The 23,511-nt window shown below is 44.2% G+C and carries 24 protein-coding genes; 10 read left to right on the top strand and 14 right to left on the bottom strand.

Annotated features, from left to right (window positions below; translation table 11 throughout):
- Positions 1-120: 120 nt before the first annotated feature.
- Positions 121-942: a 3-deoxy-8-phosphooctulonate synthase gene (gene kdsA, locus GGD38_RS27920; RefSeq protein WP_375302967.1), complete on the bottom strand. Its 822-nt coding sequence runs from the start codon at positions 940-942 to the stop codon at positions 121-123.
- A gap of 435 nt (positions 943-1,377) precedes the next feature.
- Here kdsA and GGD38_RS27915 point away from each other — a divergent pair, with 435 nt between their 5' ends.
- Both GGD38_RS27915 and GGD38_RS27910 read left to right on the top strand, forming a co-directional pair.
- Entirely contained in the window at positions 1,378-2,322 is a 945-nt protein-coding gene (locus tag GGD38_RS27915) for an NAD-dependent epimerase/dehydratase family protein (RefSeq protein ID WP_375302968.1), read from the top strand.
- 349 nt (positions 2,323-2,671) lie between these two features.
- Positions 2,672-3,895 carry a peroxiredoxin family protein gene (locus GGD38_RS27910; RefSeq protein WP_375302969.1) on the top strand — a complete coding sequence of 408 codons (1,224 nt, stop codon included), beginning with the start codon at positions 2,672-2,674 and terminating at the stop codon, positions 3,893-3,895.
- A gap of 92 nt (positions 3,896-3,987) precedes the next feature.
- Here GGD38_RS27910 and GGD38_RS27905 read toward each other — a convergent pair whose 3' ends face one another.
- On the bottom strand, positions 3,988-4,737 hold the full coding sequence (locus tag GGD38_RS27905) for a DUF1080 domain-containing protein (protein WP_375302970.1): 750 nt from the start codon (positions 4,735-4,737) through the stop codon (positions 3,988-3,990).
- A gap of 170 nt (positions 4,738-4,907) precedes the next feature.
- On the bottom strand, positions 4,908-5,186 hold the full coding sequence (locus GGD38_RS27900) for an acylphosphatase (RefSeq protein WP_375302971.1): 279 nt from the start codon (positions 5,184-5,186) through the stop codon (positions 4,908-4,910).
- Between the two features lie 198 nt (positions 5,187-5,384).
- Here GGD38_RS27900 and GGD38_RS27895 point away from each other — a divergent pair, with 198 nt between their 5' ends.
- On the top strand, positions 5,385-6,032 hold the full coding sequence (locus tag GGD38_RS27895) for a hypothetical protein (RefSeq protein WP_375302972.1): 648 nt from the start codon (positions 5,385-5,387) through the stop codon (positions 6,030-6,032).
- A 72-nt stretch (positions 6,033-6,104) separates the two neighbouring features.
- On the opposite strand, the gene GGD38_RS27890 is transcribed toward GGD38_RS27895, so the two are convergent.
- A complete protein-coding gene (locus tag GGD38_RS27890; protein ID WP_375302973.1) occupies positions 6,105-6,581 on the bottom strand; it encodes an OsmC family protein in 477 nt (158 codons plus the stop codon).
- Positions 6,582-7,032: 451 nt separating this feature from the next.
- Here GGD38_RS27890 and hisG point away from each other — a divergent pair, with 451 nt between their 5' ends.
- From hisG to hisB, 6 genes are all read left to right on the top strand, one after another.
- On the top strand, positions 7,033-7,887 hold the full coding sequence (gene hisG, locus GGD38_RS27885) for an ATP phosphoribosyltransferase (RefSeq protein WP_375302974.1): 855 nt from the start codon (positions 7,033-7,035) through the stop codon (positions 7,885-7,887).
- 131 nt (positions 7,888-8,018) lie between these two features.
- A complete protein-coding gene (gene hisD / locus GGD38_RS27880; protein ID WP_375302975.1) occupies positions 8,019-9,290 on the top strand; it encodes a histidinol dehydrogenase in 1,272 nt (423 codons plus the stop codon).
- A 352-nt stretch (positions 9,291-9,642) separates the two neighbouring features.
- A complete protein-coding gene (gene hisC, locus GGD38_RS27875; RefSeq protein WP_375302976.1) occupies positions 9,643-10,701 on the top strand; it encodes a histidinol-phosphate transaminase in 1,059 nt (352 codons plus the stop codon).
- A 94-nt stretch (positions 10,702-10,795) separates the two neighbouring features.
- The gene (locus GGD38_RS27870) at positions 10,796-12,085 is read left to right on the top strand and encodes a PQQ-dependent sugar dehydrogenase (RefSeq protein ID WP_375302977.1); all 1,290 of its coding nucleotides are present in this window, start codon (positions 10,796-10,798) and stop codon (positions 12,083-12,085) included.
- Between the two features lie 152 nt (positions 12,086-12,237).
- Positions 12,238-12,657, top strand: a complete 420-nt coding sequence (locus GGD38_RS27865; RefSeq protein WP_375302978.1) for a c-type cytochrome — start codon at positions 12,238-12,240, stop codon at positions 12,655-12,657.
- A gap of 22 nt (positions 12,658-12,679) precedes the next feature.
- Positions 12,680-13,819, top strand: coding sequence for a bifunctional histidinol-phosphatase/imidazoleglycerol-phosphate dehydratase HisB (gene hisB, locus GGD38_RS27860; protein ID WP_375302979.1), 1,140 nt, complete (start codon positions 12,680-12,682; stop codon positions 13,817-13,819).
- A gap of 200 nt (positions 13,820-14,019) precedes the next feature.
- Here the strand turns inward: hisB and GGD38_RS27855 are convergent, their stop codons facing one another.
- From GGD38_RS27855 to GGD38_RS27845, 3 genes are all read right to left on the bottom strand, one after another.
- Positions 14,020-14,598: a hypothetical protein gene (locus GGD38_RS27855; RefSeq protein ID WP_375302980.1), complete on the bottom strand. Its 579-nt coding sequence runs from the start codon at positions 14,596-14,598 to the stop codon at positions 14,020-14,022.
- Positions 14,599-14,671: 73 nt separating this feature from the next.
- Positions 14,672-15,100 (bottom strand): septal ring lytic transglycosylase RlpA family protein, encoded by a 429-nt coding sequence (locus GGD38_RS27850; RefSeq protein ID WP_375302981.1) that lies wholly within the window; start codon positions 15,098-15,100, stop codon positions 14,672-14,674.
- 16 nt (positions 15,101-15,116) lie between these two features.
- Positions 15,117-16,814, bottom strand: coding sequence for a murein L,D-transpeptidase (locus tag GGD38_RS27845; protein WP_375303912.1), 1,698 nt, complete (start codon positions 16,812-16,814; stop codon positions 15,117-15,119).
- 115 nt (positions 16,815-16,929) lie between these two features.
- On the opposite strand from GGD38_RS27845, the gene GGD38_RS27840 reads away from it, so the two are divergent.
- Positions 16,930-17,613 carry a M15 family metallopeptidase gene (locus GGD38_RS27840; RefSeq protein WP_375302983.1) on the top strand — a complete coding sequence of 228 codons (684 nt, stop codon included), beginning with the start codon at positions 16,930-16,932 and terminating at the stop codon, positions 17,611-17,613.
- 55 nt (positions 17,614-17,668) lie between these two features.
- Here GGD38_RS27840 and GGD38_RS27835 read toward each other — a convergent pair whose 3' ends face one another.
- From GGD38_RS27835 to GGD38_RS27805, 7 genes are all read right to left on the bottom strand, one after another.
- Complete coding sequence (locus tag GGD38_RS27835) at positions 17,669-17,965, bottom strand: MTH1187 family thiamine-binding protein (protein ID WP_375302984.1); 297 nt, start codon at positions 17,963-17,965, stop codon at positions 17,669-17,671.
- Between the two features lie 4 nt (positions 17,966-17,969).
- Positions 17,970-18,266 carry a DUF952 domain-containing protein gene (locus GGD38_RS27830; RefSeq protein ID WP_375302985.1) on the bottom strand — a complete coding sequence of 99 codons (297 nt, stop codon included), beginning with the start codon at positions 18,264-18,266 and terminating at the stop codon, positions 17,970-17,972.
- Position 18,267: 1 nt separating this feature from the next.
- Positions 18,268-19,269, bottom strand: a complete 1,002-nt coding sequence (locus GGD38_RS27825) for a chorismate synthase (protein WP_375302986.1) — start codon at positions 19,267-19,269, stop codon at positions 18,268-18,270.
- 121 nt (positions 19,270-19,390) lie between these two features.
- A complete protein-coding gene (aroA, locus tag GGD38_RS27820; RefSeq protein ID WP_375302987.1) occupies positions 19,391-20,686 on the bottom strand; it encodes a 3-phosphoshikimate 1-carboxyvinyltransferase in 1,296 nt (431 codons plus the stop codon).
- A gap of 62 nt (positions 20,687-20,748) precedes the next feature.
- Positions 20,749-21,771: a 3-dehydroquinate synthase gene (aroB, locus tag GGD38_RS27815; RefSeq protein WP_375303911.1), complete on the bottom strand. Its 1,023-nt coding sequence runs from the start codon at positions 21,769-21,771 to the stop codon at positions 20,749-20,751.
- An 8-nt stretch (positions 21,772-21,779) separates the two neighbouring features.
- Positions 21,780-22,208, bottom strand: a complete 429-nt coding sequence (tnpA, locus tag GGD38_RS27810; RefSeq protein WP_375302989.1) for an IS200/IS605 family transposase — start codon at positions 22,206-22,208, stop codon at positions 21,780-21,782.
- Between the two features lie 150 nt (positions 22,209-22,358).
- Positions 22,359-23,447, bottom strand: coding sequence for a chorismate mutase (locus tag GGD38_RS27805; protein WP_375302990.1), 1,089 nt, complete (start codon positions 23,445-23,447; stop codon positions 22,359-22,361).
- Positions 23,448-23,511: the final 64 nt, after the last annotated feature.

The raw sequence follows: 23,511 nt of genomic DNA, 5'->3' as shown, positions 1-23,511 counted from the left end.
AAAGCCCTTATAGCGAAATTCGCTATAAGGGCTTTTTCTATTGCATTAACGCGAGGTTCTAATTAATAATGAAACTCAAAAGAGGAACCCCACTAGCTATTTACTATTTACCACTCGCCATTAAACTACTGCCTTACGAATCTTCACTAACTTCTGTAATAACCCTTCGAGTAAATCTAATCTTAGCATATTGGCGCCGTCGCTTTTAGCCACTGCAGGGTTGGGGTGTGTTTCTATAAACAATCCATCGGCACCGGTAGCTATGGCAGCGCTGGCAATGGTACCAATCAATTGTGGGTTACCGCCGGTAACGCCTGTTGTTTGGTTTGGCTGTTGCAAACTATGTGTGCAATCCATAACCACGGGAACACCATGCTCTTTCATCCAGGTAATATTGCGATAGTCAACCACCAGGTCCTGGTAACCGAAGGTATTACCACGCTCGGTGAGCATGATATTCTCATTACCGGCCTTTAATATTTTTTCTACTGCGAACTTCATGGAAGGTCCGCTTACGAATTGTCCTTTTTTTACGTTCACTATCTTACCGGTTTCGGCTGCTGCAATAAGCAGATCGGTTTGGCGGCAAAGGAAGGCGGGTATTTGCAAAATATCGGCATATTGGGCAGCCATTGCAGCTTCGTCGTGTGCATGAATATCGGTAGTAACCGGTACTTTGTATTTAGCGCCCGTTTTTTGTAACAACTGCAACCCGGTATCATCACCAAGGCCGGTAAAGGAAGAAGCGCTGGTGCGGTTTGCCTTACGGTAACTGGCTTTAAAAATATAAGGAATGCCCAGGTTGCGGCAAATAGTGGATACCTTGTCTCCCACTTCCAGCAACAATTCTTCACTTTCCACTACACAGGGACCAGCAATCAAAAAAAAGTTCGAGGCGTCGTATTGCTGTCCGGCAAAAAGATCAGTAAGCATTTTTTTCATGGCGCAAAGGTATAAAACTAATGTGCTAATTAGACAATGTGCTAATGTGCTAATAGAAAGGCCTCGCGAAAATTGGCAGCAGGCCCGGGTGCTTGTACTCCCAATGCTGCCTGCGTTGGGATTTCTTATACCCTTGCTGTACTCAATTACATATAAATCACATACTTAATGCATATAAAATACACATAAAACACAGCATTTGCCTGGGCTTGGTCTGGGTTTGGTCTGCGTTTGGTGTGGGTTTTGTCTGTATTTTATCCGATAAAGCTAATAAGAAGGCACGAAGCAAACCTTAAAGAAACCGGTTCCATTACTCCTATTGCGTACAGTGTACCCGGTTAACGCAATCGATATCAACACCCTTACTCAAATTTGCCTATTTCGCGTTTTGTTGTTTCTTTTGCGGCTAATACAAAAACTAACCTTCGTTAATACATGATCAGAGAAAGAATACTTGTTATCGGCGCTTCGGGCCAAATTGGAGTAGAATTAACATTGGCCCTGCGCAAAATGTATGGCAACAATAATGTGGTTGCATCTGACCTGCGTGAAGAGAACGAGCTGCTGAAAGGCACCGGCCCCTACGTAAGCCTCGATGTAATGAACAAAGAAATGCTGCACGTACAGGTGATAAGGCAAAACATTACGCAAATCTACCTGCTGGCAGCTATCCTTTCTGCCACGGGTGAAAAAAATCCCAACCTCGCCTGGCATTTGAATATGCAGAGTTTATTGAACGTATTGGATATTGCCCGCGAAGAAAAGATCTACAAAGTGTACTGGCCAAGCAGCATTGCGGTATTTGGTCCTACCTCACCTAAACAAAACTGCCCGCAACAAACCATTATTGAACCTACCACCGTGTATGGTATTAGTAAATACGCCGGTGAGTTCTGGTGCAATTATTATTATCAGCGTTACCAGGTTGATGTACGCAGCCTTCGCTATCCTGGGTTGATCTCCTATAAATCGGCACCCGGTGGCGGCACTACCGATTATGCCGTGGAAATATATCACGAAGCACTGGAAGAAAAGCAATACACCTGTTTTTTGAAAGAAGATACTTACTTGCCCATGATGTATATGCCCGATGCCATTAGAGCAACCATCGAACTAATGGAAGCGCCGGCGGCAAACATATCTATCCGCACTTCATATAACTTATCTTCCATGAGTTTCTCACCAAAAGAAATTGGGGCCGCTATTAAAAATTACATTCCTGAATTTACCATGGCTTATGAACCTGACTATCGCCAATCCATCGCTGATAGCTGGCCGCAAAGCATCGATGATTCTGTAGCCCGTAACGACTGGGGTTGGAAGCATGAATACGATCTGGAAAGAATGACAAAAGATATGCTGGAGAACTTACGTAAATAATGGGCGTTTATACATGAGTGTATAGATACCGTTTGTACCATATAATTTGGAATTACTGGAATTGTATACTATATTTCGTGTGTAATCACTCCGCAAACCTGGTATTCCGGGTACACTGTCGTAAAAACTCTCTATAGCAATAGATCTGATCATACATTACAACCATACGTTGTAATCACTGGCTATTTATAACCTTTTGTTAAAATATCTTACAATAGTTCACAGATCTCTTTAGCATTAGTGCTATGTGTTGTCACCGGGGCTGTTTCAAAAAAAATGAAGCAGCCCTAACTTTTTTTCAGACATTAATACTGTAAACTTGCACCGGTTAAATTTGTTTATTAGAAGTATGAAAAAGATTCCCTGGCTCATTTGTTTAATAACAGCTTTTGCTACAACCAGTTTTGCCAACCTGCCAATGCCTACCGGCTGGTGGCGTGCTTCTTTACTCCGCAAAGACGGCAATACCATTGACTTCAACGTATCTATGCAATATAAAAATGGAAAACCCATTTGGTACATTCGCAATGCATCGGAAAAAATTGCCGTTACGGCCATTGAACAAAAGCAGGATTCTATTCTGGTACAGATGCCGCTGTTTGAATCGGAATTCAGGCTACAGTTCACCAATAATACCCTACAAGGAGTATGGATTAAAAACACATCCACCAGTACCCAGGTAATGCCTGTAGTATTTACACCCGGTGAACAGCAACGGTACCCGCTGGCAAAACAAACCAAACGCAAAGTAAGTGGCCGCTGGGGCGCCACCTTTGTAGATAATACCAAACCCATGCAGGCCGTAATAGAATTTAAACAAACCGGCACTGCATTAACAGGCACCGTATTAACACCTACCGGCGATTACCGTTACCTCGAAGGCGCTGTGCACAACGACACGGTTAAACTCAGCACGTTCGATGGCAGCCATGCCTATTATTTCAGGGGCACCATTCACAACGACTCGTCTATAGCCGATGGATTCTTTTATTCAGGCGCCACTAATTTCGAAAACTGGACGGCCCAAAAAAATGCTACAGCGGCCCTTCCCGATACCCTGGCGGCAGTTTACCTGAAACGGGGTGAAGACAGTTTACATTTTCGCTTCCCCGATATCGATAGCAATATGGTCTCAATAAGCGATGCCCGCTTTCGCAATAAAGTAGTGATCATTCAAATAATGGGCTCCTGGTGCCCGAACTGTATGGATGAAACAGCTTTTTTGAGCAAGTATTATGAGGATAATAAACAACGTGGTATTGAAATGGTGGCCCTTGCTTATGAGTATAGTACCGATTTTAGCCGCTCGCAAAAAAGCCTGCGCAAGTTTCAGCAGCATTTCAATATTACCTATCCCATGCTTATAACAGGTGTGCGGGTTGGCGATACCTTACGTACAGAGAAAACATTACCAGAGATAACAAGGATAAAAATGTTTCCCACCACACTGTTTGTTGGCCGTGATGGGAAACTGAAAAAAACACATACCGGCTTTAATGGGCCGGCTACGGGAATTCACTATGAAGCTTTTAAGAAAGAATTCAACAATATCGTTGCTGAGTTGCTTAAGTAGTTCTTAAGTTACACCCGCTGGTTATTGGGTTGTTCAGTTATTGAGTTTAACTTACTAACTGAATAACTCAATAACTGAATAACTGTTTTCGATTACAATGGTCTTATCCAAATATTTCTAAAACTTGTAGGATTGCCATGGTCCTGTAATACCAATGGTTCTTTATCGCCATGCTTTTCGTAGGTAGCAATACCAATGTATTGGGTGCCGCCCATGATGCTGGAGTTGTTTTGCACCAGCACACCGTTATGCAATACAGTTATACGTGCCTGTGATTTTACCGAACCATCTTCATTAAAACGGGGGGCAATAAATATAACATCATAGGTTTGCCATTCACCGGGGCCACGACTGGCATTTACCAATGGCGGCAATTGTTTATAGATGCTTCCGGCCTGGCCGTTGCTATAGGTCCTGTTTTTGTAAGAGTCGAGCACCTGCAATTCATAGCGGCCCATTAAGAAAATGCCGCTGTTGCCGCGTCCCTGCCCATCACCTTTTACTTCGGCAGGCGTTCTCCATTCAACATGCAGCTGGCAATCGCCAAAACCTTCTTTGGTATGAATTTCACCGGTGCCCGCAGCAACTGTTAAAACGCCGCCTTCTACTTTCCATTTTACAGCACCGTTATCTTTTGCCGCCCAGGCGTTGGCATCATTACCACCAAAAAGAACAATAGCATCTGATGGTGGATCAACACTGGTTTTACCGGGTGTTATCACTTTTGGTTCTGGTTCCCATACTTCGGTCAACTTAGGATCACCTTGTCTTAATGTCTTTTGTGCCTGTACCGCGTATACACATGTTAGAAGGAGGAAGGCTAACAGAAATCGTTGCTGCATTGGTTGATTGTTTTGTGTTGTAAAGTGGAAAGTTAGTGAAAAGAGAACATTTGTGAATAAAGCAAACTGGCCCCCTCCCCTAACCCCTCCCCCGGTGGGGGGAGGGGATTCATTCTAGCTCGATCTTTTTTGACTGTTTCAAGTCTATCAACTCCTTGTTAACTCGTTAACTATTCACCCCGCTGAATAACAAACCCTAAGAACTCCTGCTTGCTAACGGGCGCTACATTTACAGAAGTTACTTTTGCCCTGGCCGGCCCCACCTTACACCACGCTACCAATTGATCAAGCCGATCATCTGAACCAGTAGCCAGTATATGCACACTGCCATCGGGCAGGTTTTTCACTATGCCCGAGATCCCCAGCTCCAATGCCTTTTCTTTTGTGCTTTGCCGGAAATATACACCCTGCACAAGACCGCTTACAGTTATTGAAATTGTTTGTAACATATCGAAAGTTAACAAGTAATGTGAAAATTACAGCTAATCCGCAATAAATAAGCCACATATTAGCATGTAACGTAGTATAAACAATACTGGTTCTCAACCGAAAGCATGAAGGCTGCCACACAAAAACGACAAGAACGCCTGCCGGCACTAGGGACACTGAATAATTTTATTATTTTTATAAGGTAATAAGAGATCCTCATGCCCCTCCGTAATGTGATAAGGTCCATTACCCTGATTGTGGTTATTTCATTTATAATGGCCTGGTTAGGGCAATACATTCTGTATCACTATAATATAGCTGAAGCAGTATGCATGACAAACGACTGCCCCGAAACGACGAAAAATACCATCATTGGTACATCCTTTTTGATCCTTCTTTTCAGCGGTGTTTATCTTGTATTTATCAATGCCAGCCTGGCTAACAGCCCCGGAATGGAAGTAAGTATTTTGCTAAGCTGTATTACTTTGAATTTTATTTACTTCAACAATACCAACGCCTTTCTTTGTTTGGTGCCTTACAATATAGTAACAGTATTCTTTTATTACAGCATCAAAAAACAATTGAAGAAACCATTTGCATTATACACTTTCATAATGCAGGAGATATTTTTATTGTTACTGCTGAGCTGTACGTATGTTTACCTCGATGAGTTGTTTGTAACAAAAGGCCTCGACAGAGATACCGTATTACCTACCGGTACTGAAAAAATGTTAGGCCGCATCTTTGACTTCCTGGTATGGACCATCTTCATCGCACACCTGTTATATCTTATTTTCAAGTATGTTTTCAAGAAACAAATACTGCGGTATATTTCCTATAATGTTAACAAAGGGCCGCTACCTTAATAGTGAGTGGTGAGTGGTGAGTGGTGAGTGGCCTCGCGAATATTCAGATTTGTTAACGAGCTACAAATCAAATTAAACCTGTTCAACAATCTTATAAATAGGCTTATGATGCACAGGAAAATTACATGAGTTGGCAATAAAGCATAATTCATTGGCCTTTTCATGAAGGGCGTCGGCTGTTTCAACCATTTCCTGGCTGGTTAGGGTAATAACGGGAAATAAAGTCACTTCGGTAAAACGTCCGCCACCATTGGCTGTTTCTTCCATAACCCCGGCAGCGACATCGGTATATTCTACAACTATTACGCCGGCGGCAGCGCACAAATGTAAATACCATAACATATGACAGGAAGATAAAGAGGCCACTAATAATTCTTCGGGATTATAGCGTGTAGGATCGCCGCGAAAGGAAGGATCTGAAGAACCTGGGAGCAAAGGTTTACTACCTGCCTGTATGGTATGATTGCGGTCGTATGCAGTGTAGGATGAGGTGCCATTTCCCCGGTTGCCCGTCCAGGTAATATTGACTTTGTAATGGTGCGCTTTCATTAAAGCAAGTTACGACTATTGCAAATGAAATTGGGCTGGTGGTGTAACTGTCTTTTTCACTGAAGCTGATGGGGCACACCTGGTAAACCAGGCCATAAATAGCAGCAATAGCACAATAACGAATCGTTGGGCGCGAGATCGGTTTGGCATGTTATAAGGATTAAGAAAGGTTCGCGTATCCCTAAGTTACACATTATTAAATGGATGTGACCAAATTTATTTGCAGGGGTGTGCAAAAACACCCATAACATAAAAAAAATTTTGCAGTAACCCGGTAAGTAGTATTTTTGCGGCTCAATATGACAATAATCACTCATACACACCATCATCATACTTACCTCAGCAGGTAGGCCGATGGTGCTTTATGTAGTGCCAGATATTCATAAGGGCTTACCAAACGGTAAGCCCTTATTATTTTATTAATGGACTAAAAAAAACAAAAGAGATTCCAATGAAACTTCGGATTGCTATTCAGAAATCGGGCCGCCTGTATGAAGATTCCGTTCAACTTCTGAAAGAATGCGGTATCGCCTTACGCAATGTAAAAGACCGGTTGAAAACAGAAGCTGATAATTTTCCCCTGGAAGTCTTCTTTCTGCGCGATGATGATATTCCGCAATACGTTGAAGATGGTGTGGCCGATATTGGCATTGTTGGCGAGAACGTGTTGTACGAAAAAAACAAAAAGGCCGCCATTGTTGAAAAACTGGGCTTTGGTAAATGCCGCCTCTCTGTAGCCATTCCCCGCAGCCAGCAATACGAAGGCATTCGATCTTTAGAAGGCAAACGCATTGCCACCAGCTATCCCTTCCTCGTTAATGAATTCCTCGCTAAAAATAATGTACAGGCCGAGATCCACGAGATCAGCGGATCGGTTGAAATTGCACCCGGCATTGGCCTTGCCGATGTAGTGGCCGACCTGGTAAGCAGCGGTTCTACCCTGTTAATGAACGGACTAAAAGAAGTTGAAGTGTTGCTGCAATCACAAGCCGTGCTTGTTCGCAATAACAACCTCGATGCTGAACAACAAAAGCTACTCGATAAACTGGTATTCCGCATTCGCTCGGTAAAGAAAGCCAACAACAACAAATACATTTTATTAAACGCCCCCAATGACAAAGTGCAGGAGATCATTTCGCTGTTACCTGGTATGAAAAGCCCTACCGTGCTGCCATTGGCCGAAGCCGGCTGGAGCAGCGTACACAGCGTACTGAGCGAAGATACCTTCTGGGACATCATAGAGCAATTGAAAGCCGCCGGCGCACAGGGTATACTGGTAGTGCCTATCGAAAAAATGATCATTTAATCAATAGGCAATTGACAATGAGCAATAGGCAAAGCTTACAGCTCAGCCTCCCTTGCCAATCGTCTATTGCCAATTGCAAATTGTTCAAGCATAAATACGAAAAGTTAAGTATCAACTTTAAGAGATTTATAATGCAAGTATATCAGTATCCCAACAGAAGCGAATGGAAGGCATTGCTGCAACGGCCTGTAATGAATAACGAAGCGCTGGAAAGTTCGGTAAAGAACATTCTGCAGGAAGTAAAACAACAGGGCGATGCTGCTGTGAAAAAGTTCACACAGCAGTTTGATAAAGCTACTATCAGCAACCTGGTTGTAGCAGAAGAAGAATTCATTGCCGCCCAGCAGTTGCTCGATGCCCCATTAAAAGCAGCGATCCTTTCGGCCAAAGTAAATATTGAAACCTTTCATAAAACGCAGCTTACCACCCCGGAGGTTATTGAAACCATGCCCGGTGTTCAATGCTGGCGTAAGAGTGTAGGCATTGAAAAAGTAGGTTTGTATATTCCGGGCGGCACTGCGCCCCTCTTTTCTACCATACTTATGTTGGGCATTCCTGCAAAGCTTGCAGGCTGTAAAGAGATCATTCTTTGTTCACCGCCTGATGCAAACGGACAATTAAATCCGGCCATTTTGTTTGCCGCGAAAGCAGTAGGCATTACCCAGGTGTTTAAAGTGGGAGGTGTACAGGCTATTGGCGCCATGGCATATGGTACAGAAACCATTCCGGCCGTTTCAAAAATATTCGGCCCCGGTAACCAATATGTAACCTGCGCCAAGCAGCTGGTACAGCAGGATGGCCTCGCTATCGATATGCCTGCCGGCCCAAGCGAAGTGGCTGTATATGCCGATGAAAGCGCCAACGCCGCGTTTGTAGCTGCCGACCTGTTAAGCCAGGCAGAACATGGAAGCGATAGTCAGGTTGTGCTTGTAAGCTGCACACAGGCTGTAGTGAACAGCATAGAACAGGAGATCAATAAACAGGTAGCCGAACTGCCAAGAAAAGACATTGCATTAAAAGCATTGACAAACAGCAAACTCATTCTGGTGAACAATGAAGCAGAAGCAATTGATCTGTTGAATGAGTACGCCCCTGAGCACCTGATCTTAAGCTGCAATAACCCTGAGCAAATAGCTGAGCAAATCATCAATGCCGGTTCTGTATTCCTGGGCCACTATTCGCCCGAAAGTGTAGGCGATTATGCCAGCGGCACCAACCATACCCTGCCAACCAACGGCTATGCCAAAGCATACAGTGGTGTTAGTGTCGACAGCTTTGTAAAAAAAATCACCTTTCAACAATTAACGCAGGAAGGATTGAAGAACATTAGCAAAACTGTTATTGCCATGGCTGAAGCGGAAGGGTTACAAGCTCATGCTAATGCGGTGAAAGTAAGATTGTGAACTTAACTTGCTAACTCAGTTATTGAGTTATTCAGTTGTTCAGTTCTTAGTTCTGAGTTCACAGTTCATAGTTCATAGTTCATAGTTCTTTTATTCAAGACTCAACGGCTTTTGCGAGCCTCGCTACTGTTCAGGTGTTGTTTGTAGTTTATGGTTGCGGTTCGTCTAAAATTTATTGACAACAGCCGCATTTTGTGTTAAGGTTGCGGAATCGCGGAGGGTTAGGCCTGAGCGAGCCCTTTCACGTTTCACGTTTTCCGTTTTACGATTAGGGAGGCCAAAAGTTTCGGGTTTTATTGCCGATTCACGATTGCCGATTGCCGATTCACGTTCACGATTTAAGATAATAAACATGACTTTCGATCTAAATAATCTATTAAGAGAAAATATAAAAAAACTAGTACCCTATTCTTCTGCACGGGATGAATTTAAAGGGGAAGCCAACACCTTTCTCGATGCCAATGAAAACAGTTTCGGTTCACCGCTTACCAAATGGTATAACCGGTACCCCGATCCCTTACAAATAAAAGTAAAGGAGAAGTTATCATCCATAAAAGGCGTTCCCGTAGAGAATATCTTTTTAGGCAATGGCAGCGACGAATGTATAGATGTACTGATGCGCGCTTTTTGCGAGCCCGGGAAAGATAATATATTGATTTGTCCGCCCACCTACGGCATGTATGAAGTAAGCGCACACATCAATGATGTTAACATAAAGAAAGTATCGCTTACACCCGCCTTTCAACTTAACATGCCGGCTATAGAAGAAGCGATAGATGACAATACCAAGATCATCTTTTTATGTTCACCCAATAACCCTACGGGTAACTCACTGGAGCGCGACGATATAGAAGTGATTCTGAATAATTACCACGGCATTGTGGTGATCGATGAGGCGTATATCAACTTCTCACGCTTCCGTTCATTTACCCAGGAACTGGCCGATTATCCCAACCTGGTGATACTGCAAACCCTGTCAAAAGCCTGGGGACTGGCAGCATTACGTGTGGGTATGGCATTTGCTTCGCAGGAGATCATTCATGTAATGAATAAGATCAAACCTCCATACAATATAAACCAGGCTTCGCAGGAGCTAACCTTGCAGGCATTGGAAGAAGTTGGGCAGGTAAATGATATGATCAAGGAAATAGTATCACAACGCGATCTGCTGGCAAAAGACCTGTTAACCATTCCCATTGTGCTGAAGATCTATCCTTCCGACGCTAACTTTTTACTGGTGCAGGTAACGGAGCCCAAGCCACTGTATAAGTATTTGCTCGAAAAAGGCATTGTAGTGCGCGACCGCAGCAGTGTAGAACTGTGCGCCGGTTGTTTACGAATAACCGTAGGTACGCCATCGGAAAACGTTGCCGTAGTTAATGCCATTAAAAACTGGAAGGGCAGCATATAGGGCTTACACGTTTGCCATTTTGTGTTTGCCAACTGCTTTGCTAATTCAGTATTTTTAAGCCCCGCTTTTGAAAAAGCGTTTTAAATATTGCACAATGAAAAATATTCTTCTGCTTGCATGTACAGTAATTGCTGTTACTGCATTTGGCAATGACACCACCAGGCTTAATCCTTCTTCAAAAAGACAGGCTTTAAAAGAAGAAGCGCCAGCCATTACACTCCCTTCGGGTTTTAACTCAACTGTTGTAACCACCGGCCTGGGCAAAGCCCGCCATTTAACGGTGGCTGCCAACGGCGATGTATTTGTAAAACTCGAAAGGCTGAAAGATGGCAAAGGCATCATCAGGCTGCACGACACCAATAACGATGGCAAGGCCGATGAGATCAGCGGCTTTGGCAATTATACCGGCACCGGCATTATCATTAAGAACGGATACCTGTATGCATCTTCTGATAAAGAAGTTTTCAGGTATAAGATCAATGAAAAAGATGGAAAGGTTGATACCGCCTCTGAACAAAAGATAGTTACCGGTTTGGTTGCCGCCAACCAACACCAAACCAAATCACTGGCACTTGATAACGATGGCAATATCTATGTTAACATTGGCGCCCCCAGTAACTGCTGCCAGGTTCAGGACCGCTTAAAAGGTTCGCCCGGTCAGGACCCCTGCCCCATTTTGGAAAAAGCCGGCGGCATTTGGCAATTCAAAGCCGACAAAACCAACCAGTCGTACGCAGAAGGCGTTCGTTATGCAACCGGTATCCGTAATGTAATGGGGCTCGACTGGAACAACCAGGTAAACGAATTGTACGCCATGCAACATGGCCGCGATATGTTATTCCAGTTCTGGCCCGAAATGTTCACGCAAAAAGAAGGTGCAGAAAACCCGGCCGAAGAATTGTTTAAGATAACCAAGGGGGCAGATTGCGGCTGGCCCTATTGCTACTACGATAATGACAAGCAACAAAAGTTGAACTGTCCCGAGTATGGCGGCGATCGCAAAAAGGATGATCGTTGTGCAGATAAGACAAAGTCAATAATGCAGTTCCCTGGTCACCTGGCGCCCAATGCGCTGTTATTTTATACCGGAAATAACTTTCCTCCTAAATACAGGAATGGCGCTTTTATCGCCTTTCATGGTTCATGGAACCGCGCACCCGAACCACAAGCCGGTTTCTTTGTAGTGTTTGTACCGTTTAAAGATGGCATGCCTGCCGGCAAATGGGAAGTGTTTGCCGATGGCTTTTCTGGCTTCAAAGCTGGTGCTTCAACCGGTAAAGCCCAATACCGCCCTTGCGGGCTGGCCCAGGGCCCCGATGGCGCCCTGTACATTTCTGATGACAACAAGGGCATGATCTGGAAAGTAACTTATACTGCCAATTAAGCCGGTTACCAGGTTCCGGTTTCCGGTTGCCAGGGCTTGCATTTTGGATAGCCCGATAATAATCAGGCTGCATAAATTTTTGGACTGGTAACAGGCAACTGGTAACCGGTAACCAGCATCTAGATACCACATCACACAACACAGTAAATCATATGAAAAAACTATTTCTCGCAGTAATAGTGTTTATTTTCGCCACTGCATTTGCTATTCAACAACCGGCAACAGGTTTAAAAGCTGCTATTGCCCGGGGTAAAACAGTTTATGAAAATACCTGCCTGGCCTGTCACCAACCCGATGGCAGCGGCGTTCCGAACATGAACCCACCATTGGTAAAAACCAAATGGGTACTGGGCGATAAAAAGGCCCTGGCCAAGATCGTATTGAAAGGATTACAGGGTGGTGAAATTGATATCGATGGCGATAAGTTCCACAACCCCATGCCACCACTTGAATCGGTTTTGAGCGATCAGGAAATTGCCGATGTATTGACGTATGTTCGCAACAGCTTTGGCAATAAAGCCAGCCTGGTAACAGTAGCAGAGGTAAAAGCACTGCGTGCAAAGCTGAAATAAATTGAAACTATAAACTTATATTTTGAAACGCATTCTATTCATCGACCGCGACGGTACACTCATCAATGAAGCGCCGCCAACTTACCAGTTAGATTCATTTGACAAACTCACCTTCTATCCGCACATGTTCGAATACATGGGCCGCATAGCCCGCGAGTTTGATTATGAACTGGTAATGGTTACCAACCAGGATGGACTGGGCACTGCCAGCTTTCCCGAAGATACCTTTTGGCCGCTGCACAACCTGGTAATGAAAAGCCTGGAAGGCGAAGGCATCAAGTTCAGCGCGGTGCATATTGACAGAACATTTTCCCACGACAATGCCCCCACCCGTAAACCGGCCACGGGCATGTTAAAGCAATACCTGAACAACCCGGCTTATGATATTGCCAACTCGTTTGTGATCGGCGATCGCATTACCGATGTGCAATTGGCCAAGAACCTGGGTTGTAAAGCCATTTGGCTGAACCTCGACTCGAGCCTCGGCGCAGGGGAAATAAAAGACAAGGTTGATGAATTGCGTCCGGTGATTGCGTTGGAAACAACCCACTGGAGTGTTATTTATGAATTCCTGAAACTGGGATTACGCAGAGTTGTACATGAACGTAATACCAATGAAACACAAATAAAGATAGACCTGAACGTTGATGGCAGCGGCAAGGGCGCTATCTATACCGGACTTGGCTTTTTTGATCATATGCTCGATCAAATTGCCCGCCACGGTAAAATGGACCTTACCATCAGGGCTAACGGTGATCTGCACATTGACGAACACCACACTATTGAAGATACAGGTATTGCATTAGGTGAAGCATTTGCCCAGGCGTTGGCCGATAAACGCGGTATGGAGCGTTATGGTTTTGCCTTACCTATGGATGAAGCCGATGCCAAGGTATTGATAGATTTCGGCGGTCGTAACTGGATCGTTTGGAATACAGAATTCAAAAGAGAACGCATTGGTGAAATGCCAACAGAAATGTTCTTCCATTTCTTTAAATCGTTTTCCGATGCCGCCCGTTGTAATTTGAATATTGAATGCCATGGCGATAATGAGCATCATAAAATAGAAGCGATATTTAAGGCATTTGCGAAGGCGATCAGAATGGCGGTGAAGAGAGACCCTCTTTCAAACTATCTGCCTTCTACCAAAGGAGTACTATAAGTTGAAAAGGTGATAAAGTTGATATAGTTGATAAAGGTTTTAAATAACAAAGCCTTCCGATAAACGGGAGGCTTTGTTATTTAAAGTTACTTATTATTGTCCCAACTCGTTAACCAGTCAACCAGTTAACCCGTCAACTTGTATTCCTGTATTACCTCTATCAACTTCATCAACTATATCAACTTTTCAACTAAATAAACCTAATTCTCCGGCAACACAGATTTCTCTTCTTTCCTTTTCCCCCCAATATTCCCCGCAATACCAACGCTATAAAACAAATGATTGCTAACGGTATTGGTAACCCCCACGCGATACTGTGCATTGAAAATAAAAAAAGCTTCATCAAAGAGATTTACCTGCATGCCCAATCCGGCAGGAACAAAGGCACCCCAGTAAGCCCTGTATTTTGAAATACCGGCACCTACCTGTACATACGGGCTCACCCAATACCTGTTTGTAAACAGCTTGCCTTTTACCGACACATCGCCTTCGAGCAAAAGATTATCCTGCCCCAGCGAAGCGCCATCGCGTTTATAATAATCAATAAAACTACCGGTTAATGTGGTGCTCCAATCGAAGTGCGGGGTAAATCCGTTCATATAGTTCAATGCCAGTCCGGGCACCATATCGCTCAGCTTATTGAACTGAATGTTATCGGCTTTAAAATCATTAAAGAAGAAATAAATACCCAACGTAGGACGCTGTATATACCCGTTCTGGCAAAAAGCAGGCGCCAGAAATGGCAGTATGGCCAGCAGTAATCCTACGTTTTTTTTCATATCCGGTAGTTATGGTTTGCATAAACCCGTCTAAACAAAAATAGCCGCAAGCCATAAACTATCGAAATAAATATTACCGGGTAGCCATGTCCTCTTCTTCGGGTTTGTTTTTACCCAGGTAGGTGATCTTCACTTTCGTTAACCCATGACCGGTGTAACCCAATGCTACAGCAGCGGCCTTGCTCATATCAATGAGGCGGGGATTGGCAGGATGCATGCGGTCGTTGATGCGAACCAGCACACTTTTCTTATTGCGGAGGTTGGTAACTCTTATCCAAACATTGAGCGGGAGGGTATTACAGGCCGCAGTCAATTTCTTTTGCGTGAACACCTCATCGGTGCAGGTACGTTGACCTTCAAACTTATCGGCATAAAAACTGGCCACACCGTATTGAGTTACAGGAACATTACGCTTTCTGTTCAATGCTACACTGTCTTTTTCCTGCGCTTTTGACGCAATAAAAGAACACATCAGGGCTAATATAACCAATACACTTTTCATAGTTTAGAGTTTAAGATCACAGGGTTTTGTTATCAAAGTACCGTTGACTTAATACCCGGTCTTCCCCATACACATCATTATAAAATTTTATATCACCATTCTTTCCCTCACAGGTGAAATACCTGATAAAAATGGGCACTCTCGGAAATCCTGATACCACATGCTTTTCCTGCCGGGTTATCCAGCTTCGCAACGTATCGGGCGGAAACCGAATGGAATCGTACCTTACCAAAAAGTCGGCCAATTTCATAAATTCCTTCACCCTAACGCAGCCATGGCTCAGGGCCCGGTTCTCTTTTGAAAATAACCAGCGGGCATTTGTATCGTGCAAATACACCGAATATTTGTTGGCGAAATTGAATTTCAATACCCCCAGCGAATTATCGTCACCCTGCCGTTGTTTGATCTGGTAAGGAAAATAGTTTTTGTTAAATTTCTTCCAGTTCAGGCTATCAACGTTCATTACACTGTCGTTCTTATCAACCACCATCAGGTTCTGCTTTCTCAAATAATCGGGGTTGGCCTTAATTCGCGACAGCATTTCCCCGAAAACGATACTATATGGCACCGTCCATTGCGGATATGTGATAAAATTCGACACATTCGACGTCAGTAATGGCGTTCTTGTTCTTGGCTGCCCTACTATAACGTTCGATTCCATGGCCACATTACCCGAATCTATCACCCGCATGCGGTAAGCCGGAATATTTACCCAGATGTAAGTTGTTGGCATTGAATCGGGTAACAACTTAAACCGGTCGAGCGTAATGGCAATTCTTTTAAATTTCTCCCAGCTCGTATTGTTCAGGCTGTTCACCGTATTGGAATTGAGCTTGCCGGTTTCGGTAAGTCCCTTTTCCCGTTGGTATTTCCCAATGACCAGTTTCATCGATGTTGTATCGAGATAATCAAAGGGAGAGTTCAGTAACCCCTCTTCAAACAGCCTTTGCTTCAGGATGTTATAGTATTCAGCCGAATTTAGGGCAGGATAAGGGACATATGTATATTTCTTAAGTGGTTCTGCTGATTTTAGAAAAGTTTGCAACCCGGCTTTTAAGGAGTCGTAGCCACCATGTTTGGGCTCAAGGGCATGCATTAAACCCGCCACATCTTTGTTCTGCCACAACGTATCGAATAAACTCAGGTATTGCTGCGTGGTCATGCTGTCTTTGCGCAGCGTAACGCTGTCAACCGGCAGGCGGCCTTTGCGCAGGTCGAACACCATTCTGAAAAAAGCATCGGTGAGCAGTATTTCGCCGCGTGTCCATAAAGCAGCATCTTTTTGTGCTAAAGTATCTGTGCTGGTCTTTGTGCGAATATTTTCAAGTACACGGTAGTGATAATCGGCGGGGAACAGGCCATATTCTTTTGCATGGCCCAAAAACTCAAACAGCGAATCGCTGAGCGGCAACCATTTTTCCTGGTTGCTCCATACCGGTTCAAAGTTCCTTTTTTGGTAGATCTCGTTTACAAGGCTGTCTTTTGCAAGCACCATAGAATCGTTGAGCGTTCCGTTGCTGGCAAGAATGAATTCAAGTGAGGTTTGAATATTGCGAACAACACGTACGCTAAGCGCTTCGGGTTTTTCTACAATGTCCTTTTCTTTGGGTTTTTCGGGTATGCCGGCTGTTTTCGCACGGCCGTTACAGGCCACAAAAGGAAGCGCTACTATAAACAAACACCAAAGAAGGCCTGAATTAATACATTTTTTCATTTCTATTGATCCTGGTTATCCGGAATAAAAGGTTGTATCTTTTCACTCATTAACCTTTGCCTTTAAACCGGTTACAATGATATACAAAATAGTGCTAACCCGCTGTATTTGCATAATGCCTGTCCTTATTTTTTTCAACGTTACCCAGTTACGTGCACAGGAAACAAGCGTTAGTAAATACGGGGTGCCAGTTATCAATAAACTTACTGAATATCAGCTTTCTGTACATAAAGATTCTGTTAAAACCATGGTTGAGCTGCAAACCCTTGTGCCTGGTATTGTATACGACCTGCGGTATGCTACCATTAACAACTTTATGCACAGGCAAATGTATATTCCCGCCACCCGCCATACCTATTTACGCCTGCCTGCCGCCCGGGCGCTGGCTGCGGTGCAAAAGGAGTTGAATAACAAGGGATATGGGCTGAAGATCTTTGATGCCTACCGCCCCTATGGCGTTACCATCAGTTTTTGGGAACTGGTTAAAGATGAACGCTATGTAGCCAACCCTAAAAATGGTTCAGGGCATAATCGTGGATTGGCGGTTGACTTAACCATTATTGATCTGAAGAGCCGCCGTGAGCTGGACATGGGCACCGGGTTTGATAATTTCACCGATACAGCCCATCATAGTTTTACTGCGTTATCATCTGGCGTGTTGGCCAACAGGAATTTGTTGAAAACATCCATGGAAAAGCATGGTTTTAAGAAGCTGGAAACGGAGTGGTGGCATTTCTTTTGGACGAATGACAGAGGTTATGAGGTGCTTGATCTGCCATTTGAAAAATTGACGTACTAACTAAGAGGTTAACGAGTTGACTGGTTAACAAGTTAACTAGTGAACTCGTCAACTTCTACCTAAACTTCTCCGTCTTCTCCTCCCCGGTAATATTTCCTGCGCTACGCACCTGTATCTGTAAATTACTGATCCATTCGGCACATCCTTTTGCATACAGGAACTCATTTACTTCATGGATCACTTTCATTACCTCATCGTAAGTGCCTTCGAGTATGGTGGCAAAGGGAGTTACCTCGTGTTTAATGCCCGATCTTTGTATAACGGCAATGGCATCATCAACCCACTCGTAGGAATGTTTGTCAAGTACAATGGGTACAATTTGAATGGAGGCGTTTATTATGTAGGAATGCATGATTTTAAAATTCTACCTTAATTACGGCATCGGTGTTTATGGGGCCATAAATATGCGGGAAGGTATCCTGCCCTGCCGGCGACCACTCATTAACCAACTTGCTTTGTAGCTTTTCGGTATCGATTGTCAAATATACCAGGCTGGTTTTTCCTTTAAAATAACGATCAATTACCCCGGCTATCTGCTCCTTTGTACAGCAATGAATAAAACCTTCAGCCTGTAACGAAGGCGCAGTATATGAACCTGCCTTTAAAGCCGTATCCCATTCGGGTTTGGTAGTTATATGATAAATGACGGGCATGTTATATCAATCGCTTAACACGTTGCTCCAGCATCATCAGGTCGGCCAGTACCATGGCAGTAACAGCTTCCAGTACCACGGGTACACGCAGTGCAATGCAAAGATCATGGCGGCCTTTTACAGAGAATGTTTCCACATCACCGGTATTCCAGTTCAATGTGTCCTGATCTTTGGGAGTACTAGCCGTTGGTTTAATCGCAATGCGATATACCAGTTCATTCCCATTGGTAATACCACCTACAATACCACCGGCATGGTTGGTACGCGTTGTACCGTTTGTATCTATGATAGCGTCGTTGTGTTCAACACCAAACATACGGGCGGCGGCAAAACCAGTTCCAAACTCAATACCACGAACAGCAGGTATTGAAAACGCGGCATGACTGATCAATGATTCAGCCGAATCAAAGAAGGGCTCGCCTAAGCCAGCTGGTAAACCTGCAACGCGGCATTCAACAATACCACCAATAGAATCTTTTGCATCGATGGCTTTTTGTAAACCTTTCTCCAGGTCTTTTTCGCCACCAATTTCAAGGATGCTGGCGGCAACCTTGGTACCATGTGCATGCTGTAATAACTTTTTGGCTATTACACCAACAGCAACCAGGCATACGGTTAACCGGCCGCTGAAATGGCCACCACCGCGAAAGTCTTCAAAGCCACCAAACTTTTGATGGGCTACAAAATCGGCATGGCTGGGACGTGGAAAGTCGCGCAACTTTTCATAGTCGCCCGAACGGGTATTCTTGTTCTCAAAGATTATAGTGAGCGGAGCTCCGGTGGTTTTGTTGTTGAATAATCCGCTTTTAAAAATTGGCAGATCATCTTCTTTACGTGGAGTGGTACCTCTTTGGTTGCCACCTTTTCGGCGTTCAATATCTGTCAGGAAATCTTCTACTGTTAATGGTAAACCGGCAGGAATACCATCAATATTCACACCCACACTTTCCCCATGCGATTCACCAAAGATGGCTACTTTGAATATGCGACCGAAACTGTTCATTGTTCTTTATTGAATGATCTCGTTACTAAAAATGTACTTTCTCTTTAGCGGCCCATCACATAAACCCTTTATCAACTCTATCACCCCTCTCAACTTTTCAACTTACTTGTTAACTTGTTAACTAAGCCTTATTCACTACAGCTCCTAGTTGCTGAATATGCTCATAAAAATCAGGATACGATTTATTGATGGCTTGCGCTTCGCTTATTTCGGTTTCACCGGTTGCTTTTAATGCAGCCACGGCACAGGCCATAGCTATACGGTGATCGTGATGCGAATGCACGGCTGCACCTTTTAATCCATTACCACCCTTTATCAGCATCAGATCATCCTGCAGTTCAATTTCAACACCCATTTTACCAAACTCTTCCTGCAACGTAACACCGCGATCACTTTCCTTATGTGCAAGGCGCCCTACACCTTGTATTACCGTTGTGCCTTTGCAATAAGAAGCCAAAGCAACCAATGGCGGAAACAGATCGGGGCACTCAGTAGCATCGAACTGAAACGCTTTCAATGCTGCCGGACCTACTTCTATTTGTTCTGCCTGTATGCTCAACTTAGCACCGCAACTTTGCAATGCCTGTAATACGGCACGGTCGGCCTGGGTTGATTGTACATCTAAACCTTTAACAGTAATGTTGCCGGCAATGGCGCCGGTAACCAGTAAAAAGGCAGCACCGCTCCAATCGCCTTCAACCGTATAGGTGATGGTGGGCGGTGGCGCAGCTGATACTGCCGGTGCATTGGGATCAGCAGCTTTCCAATGGAACGCTTCATAATTCCTGTTCTCTACCTGCCAGCCAAACTGTTTCATTACATTTAAAGTAAGATCGATGTAGGGCTTGCTCTTGAGATTATCTACCGTTATGGTTACATCTTTTGCATTAGAAGCAGCGTAGGCCATTAACAAACCGGTGAGAAATTGTGAGCTCAACGATCCGTCGATGGTTATATTTTTGGGCTGCAGGGGACCTTTCACCTGCAGGGGCAGTTTACCTTCGCGTGAAACGATCTGTACACCAAGTTGGGGTAATACAGTATCAAAGAAATCCATGGGGCGGGTTACCAGGCTGCCTTCGCCATTGATGGTAATTTGTTTGTTGCTCATAGATACAATGGGCGTAAACATGCGAATACCCAAACCACTTTCACCACAACTCACGGCACCGCTTTCGGGATTTACACCGCCTATACCGGCAATTTTTAAAGAACCGTCGGCCAGTGTTTCTACTTTAGCACCCAGGTCTTTTATTACACCCAGGGCTGCTTTATCGTCGTTTGAATGGCCGGGATTGCGAATGATGGTAGTTCCCAGGTACAATAACGAAGCAGCGCAACCTCTTTGCATAGAGCTTTTTGATGCAGGCGCCTGTATAGTACCTTTTATTTCAGATGGCTGTATAGTAACTTTCATGTAAAGTTGATTAGTTAACGAGTTGACGAGTTAACCAGTTAACTCATCAACCCATTAACACGTTAACTAAGTTCGTTTACGATCTTCTCAAGCTGCGTCATTGGTATAGGTTTAACTATCCCCTTCCCCAGCTTCTCAAGCAACACATAATTCATTTCTTTTTGCTCACGCTTTTTATCCATTTTCAGCACTTCAAAGGCTTTTTGCTTATCGAAGTTGGCCAGCGTGGGCAATCCATATTGGTCAAGCACATTTATCACGCGCTCACTATCCTTAAAGCCAACCAGCTTAGCTGAGATCTGGCAGGCGGCCGTCATGCCAATACTAATGGCCTGTCCGTGGCTGAGCTCATACATATTTTCAATAGCATGCCCCAGGGTATGGCCAAAGTTCAGTAAACGCCGTTCGCCTTTTTCAAATTCATCGGCCACCACTACGGTTGATTTAATATCCGAATTGCGGCGAATGAGTTTGGCTAATGCCGGTTTGTTCTTTTGATAGTGAGTGAGTTTGTTTTTCTCCAGTTCTTTGAACAGGGAAAGATCTTTTATGCAACTGTGTTTAATGATCTCTGCGAAACCATTTATCCACTCCTGCTTAGGCAGTGATTTCAGGAAGCTGTAGTCGTATAACAGAAACTGAGGTTGCCTTATGGTACCTACCAGGTTTTTGTAAATACCTACATCGATCCCGTTTTTTCCACCAATAGAAGCATCTACCATGGCCAGTATACTGGTGGGAACAAAACCACATCTTATTCCCCGCATATATACAGCAGCCACGTAACCGGTAATATCGGTTACTACCCCGCCACCTATACCAATAAGCCAGGTGCTGCGGTCGGCTTTAAACTCTATCAGTTGTTCAATTATAGAATCAACGGTAGCCTGTACTTTGTATTCTTCGCCCGGCTTCAGGGAGATGCAGTTCCACCCTTTCAGCTTTTTTTTATGGGCCTGGAAAATATGTTCGTCCGTGATGAGTACTGCATGTTCTTTTCCGATCAGTTTTTCCAGTTTGGAAAAATCGGCATCGAAATAATAATTCACGGAGGCAGATGAAAACCGGTAACTTTTTGTTTGCATACCACTAATCAAATCTGAATTTTCTGAAACACTTCCAGCTCACTTTCCAGCGTCTTCGTTTTATGATGTTCTTCCTGCTTATCGATATAATCAAGCACCTGTTTTACACTGCTGGGGCTTATGCTTAAGGCAGCAAAGCCTTCTTCCCACTCAAAATTGCTTTTAATGAAGTTGCCTTCATTGATCCAGGCAGCCGATTGTGTACGGATGCTTTTCATGATCTGGGCTAAGTTTTGGGTAGGCATCATTTGCACCACGGCATGCATATGGTCATCGGTGCCGTTTACCGACAACACGTTGATACCATTTTCAGCTGCCTGCTTTTTGATGGATGCAAATAACACAGCACGAACAGGCTTCGTCAACAAGGGCTCTTTGTTCTTTACACAGACAATTACATGAATGAACAAATACACTCTGCTGGGTTGGCTTGTCATATCGGAAGTCTTTTATTGCGAACTCGCGTTCGTGAATCGTCCTTCGTGAATCGTCAATCGTGAATCGTGAATGGCTCACGAACTTTGAGATCAATAAGTAATCTTGCGCCGTCGGAAACCATTGCCGATTGACGATTGCCGATTGCCGTTTTACGAATTCATGATCTTGTTCTGATGGTTAATGCTCTCCATGTGAACAGCATCAAAATATTTGGTGATGAACTCTTTGCTCAGGTTCAACTTTTCACCTTTTTGAAATGCTCTTTCCAGGATCTCATTCCAGCGGTTTGTTTGCAGAATGGTGATACTGTTGTTCTTTTTGTATTCACCTATTTTTTCTGCAATGCTCATACGCTGACTTAAGATCTGCATCAGTTCATCATCGAGGTGGTTGATCTGCTGGCGCAGTTTTTCGAGCGCGGCATGATATTCTTCGGAGTTAATATCTTCTTTACGCCATACGATTTGGCCAATCATTTCGCCCAGTCTTTCAGGAGTGATCTGTTGTTTGGCATCGCTCCATGCTTTGTCGGGGTCAATATGGCTTTCAATGATCAAACCGTCCATATCGAGGTCAATGGCTTTTTGAGCAACATCGAGCAGGATATCGCGGCGGCCGCTGATATGTGAAGGATCGTTGATCATCAATAATTCCGGATTGCGGCGTTTCATTTCAATGGCCAGGTGCCACATAGGCGCATTCCGGTATTCGGTATTACCGTAAGAACTGAATCCGCGATGGATCAAACCAATTTGTTTGATGCCTGCTTTGGCCACACGCTCAACGGCGCCGGTCCACAGTTCCAGATCGGGATTGATTGGGTTTTTGATCAATACGGGTACATCAACACCACGTAACGCATCGGCTACGTCCTGTACGCTGAAAGGGTTAACTGTTGTACGTGCACCAATCCAAAGAACGTCTACATCGAATGTAAGCGCATCTTCTACCTGTTTAGCGGTTGCTACTTCTACAGTTACGGGTAAACCGGTGATCTTCTTGGCCTGTTGCATCCAGGGCAATCCCTTGGTTCCAATTCCTTCAAAGCTTCCGGGACGTGTACGTGGCTTCCAGATACCGGCGCGAAGTATGTCTACCTTTCCTGTTTTAGCCAAACGGGTAGCTGTTTCCAGCACCTGCTCTTCAGTTTCGGCGCTACAAGGTCCGCTAATGATCATAGGACGCTTCTTCCACACCTGTTGCACGATCTCCTTCATGGTTGTTGATGTCTGTTGCATATGAATGTTAATTTGCTAATTTGATAATGTGCTAATATGCTAATGTTAAATAATAAACTTTTCA

Source organism: Niastella sp. OAS944 (genome assembly GCA_024809215.1).
Lineage (GTDB): Bacteria > Bacteroidota > Bacteroidia > Chitinophagales > Chitinophagaceae > Niastella.
The sequence above is the reverse complement of the archived record's forward strand: the minus strand, read 5'-3'. Positions and strand labels throughout refer to the sequence as shown.

Bases quoted from the DNA above. Each gene is read 5' to 3' on its own strand.
- kdsA (WP_375302967.1), bottom strand. From the start codon at position 942: ATGAAAAAAATGCTTACTGATCTTTTTGCCGGACAGCAATACGACGCC.
- GGD38_RS27915 (WP_375302968.1), top strand. From the start codon at position 1,378: ATGATCAGAGAAAGAATACTTGTTATCGGCGCTTCGGGCCAAATTGGA.
- GGD38_RS27910 (WP_375302969.1), top strand. From the start codon at position 2,672: ATGAAAAAGATTCCCTGGCTCATTTGTTTAATAACAGCTTTTGCTACA.
- GGD38_RS27905 (WP_375302970.1), bottom strand. From the start codon at position 4,737: ATGCAGCAACGATTTCTGTTAGCCTTCCTCCTTCTAACATGTGTATAC.
- GGD38_RS27900 (WP_375302971.1), bottom strand. From the start codon at position 5,186: ATGTTACAAACAATTTCAATAACTGTAAGCGGTCTTGTGCAGGGTGTA.
- GGD38_RS27895 (WP_375302972.1), top strand. From the start codon at position 5,385: ATGCCCCTCCGTAATGTGATAAGGTCCATTACCCTGATTGTGGTTATT.
- GGD38_RS27890 (WP_375302973.1), bottom strand. From the start codon at position 6,581: ATGAAAGCGCACCATTACAAAGTCAATATTACCTGGACGGGCAACCGG.
- hisG (WP_375302974.1), top strand. From the start codon at position 7,033: ATGAAACTTCGGATTGCTATTCAGAAATCGGGCCGCCTGTATGAAGAT.
- hisD (WP_375302975.1), top strand. From the start codon at position 8,019: ATGCAAGTATATCAGTATCCCAACAGAAGCGAATGGAAGGCATTGCTG.
- hisC (WP_375302976.1), top strand. From the start codon at position 9,643: ATGACTTTCGATCTAAATAATCTATTAAGAGAAAATATAAAAAAACTA.
- GGD38_RS27870 (WP_375302977.1), top strand. From the start codon at position 10,796: ATGAAAAATATTCTTCTGCTTGCATGTACAGTAATTGCTGTTACTGCA.
- GGD38_RS27865 (WP_375302978.1), top strand. From the start codon at position 12,238: ATGAAAAAACTATTTCTCGCAGTAATAGTGTTTATTTTCGCCACTGCA.
- GGD38_RS27855 (WP_375302980.1), bottom strand. From the start codon at position 14,598: ATGAAAAAAAACGTAGGATTACTGCTGGCCATACTGCCATTTCTGGCG.
- GGD38_RS27850 (WP_375302981.1), bottom strand. From the start codon at position 15,100: ATGAAAAGTGTATTGGTTATATTAGCCCTGATGTGTTCTTTTATTGCG.
- GGD38_RS27845 (WP_375303912.1), bottom strand. From the start codon at position 16,814: ATGAAAAAATGTATTAATTCAGGCCTTCTTTGGTGTTTGTTTATAGTA.
- GGD38_RS27840 (WP_375302983.1), top strand. From the start codon at position 16,930: ATGCCTGTCCTTATTTTTTTCAACGTTACCCAGTTACGTGCACAGGAA.
- GGD38_RS27835 (WP_375302984.1), bottom strand. From the start codon at position 17,965: ATGCATTCCTACATAATAAACGCCTCCATTCAAATTGTACCCATTGTA.
- GGD38_RS27830 (WP_375302985.1), bottom strand. From the start codon at position 18,266: ATGCCCGTCATTTATCATATAACTACCAAACCCGAATGGGATACGGCT.
- GGD38_RS27825 (WP_375302986.1), bottom strand. From the start codon at position 19,269: ATGAACAGTTTCGGTCGCATATTCAAAGTAGCCATCTTTGGTGAATCG.
- aroA (WP_375302987.1), bottom strand. From the start codon at position 20,686: ATGAAAGTTACTATACAGCCATCTGAAATAAAAGGTACTATACAGGCG.
- aroB (WP_375303911.1), bottom strand. From the start codon at position 21,771: ATGCAAACAAAAAGTTACCGGTTTTCATCTGCCTCCGTGAATTATTAT.
- tnpA (WP_375302989.1), bottom strand. From the start codon at position 22,208: ATGACAAGCCAACCCAGCAGAGTGTATTTGTTCATTCATGTAATTGTC.
- GGD38_RS27805 (WP_375302990.1), bottom strand. From the start codon at position 23,447: ATGCAACAGACATCAACAACCATGAAGGAGATCGTGCAACAGGTGTGG.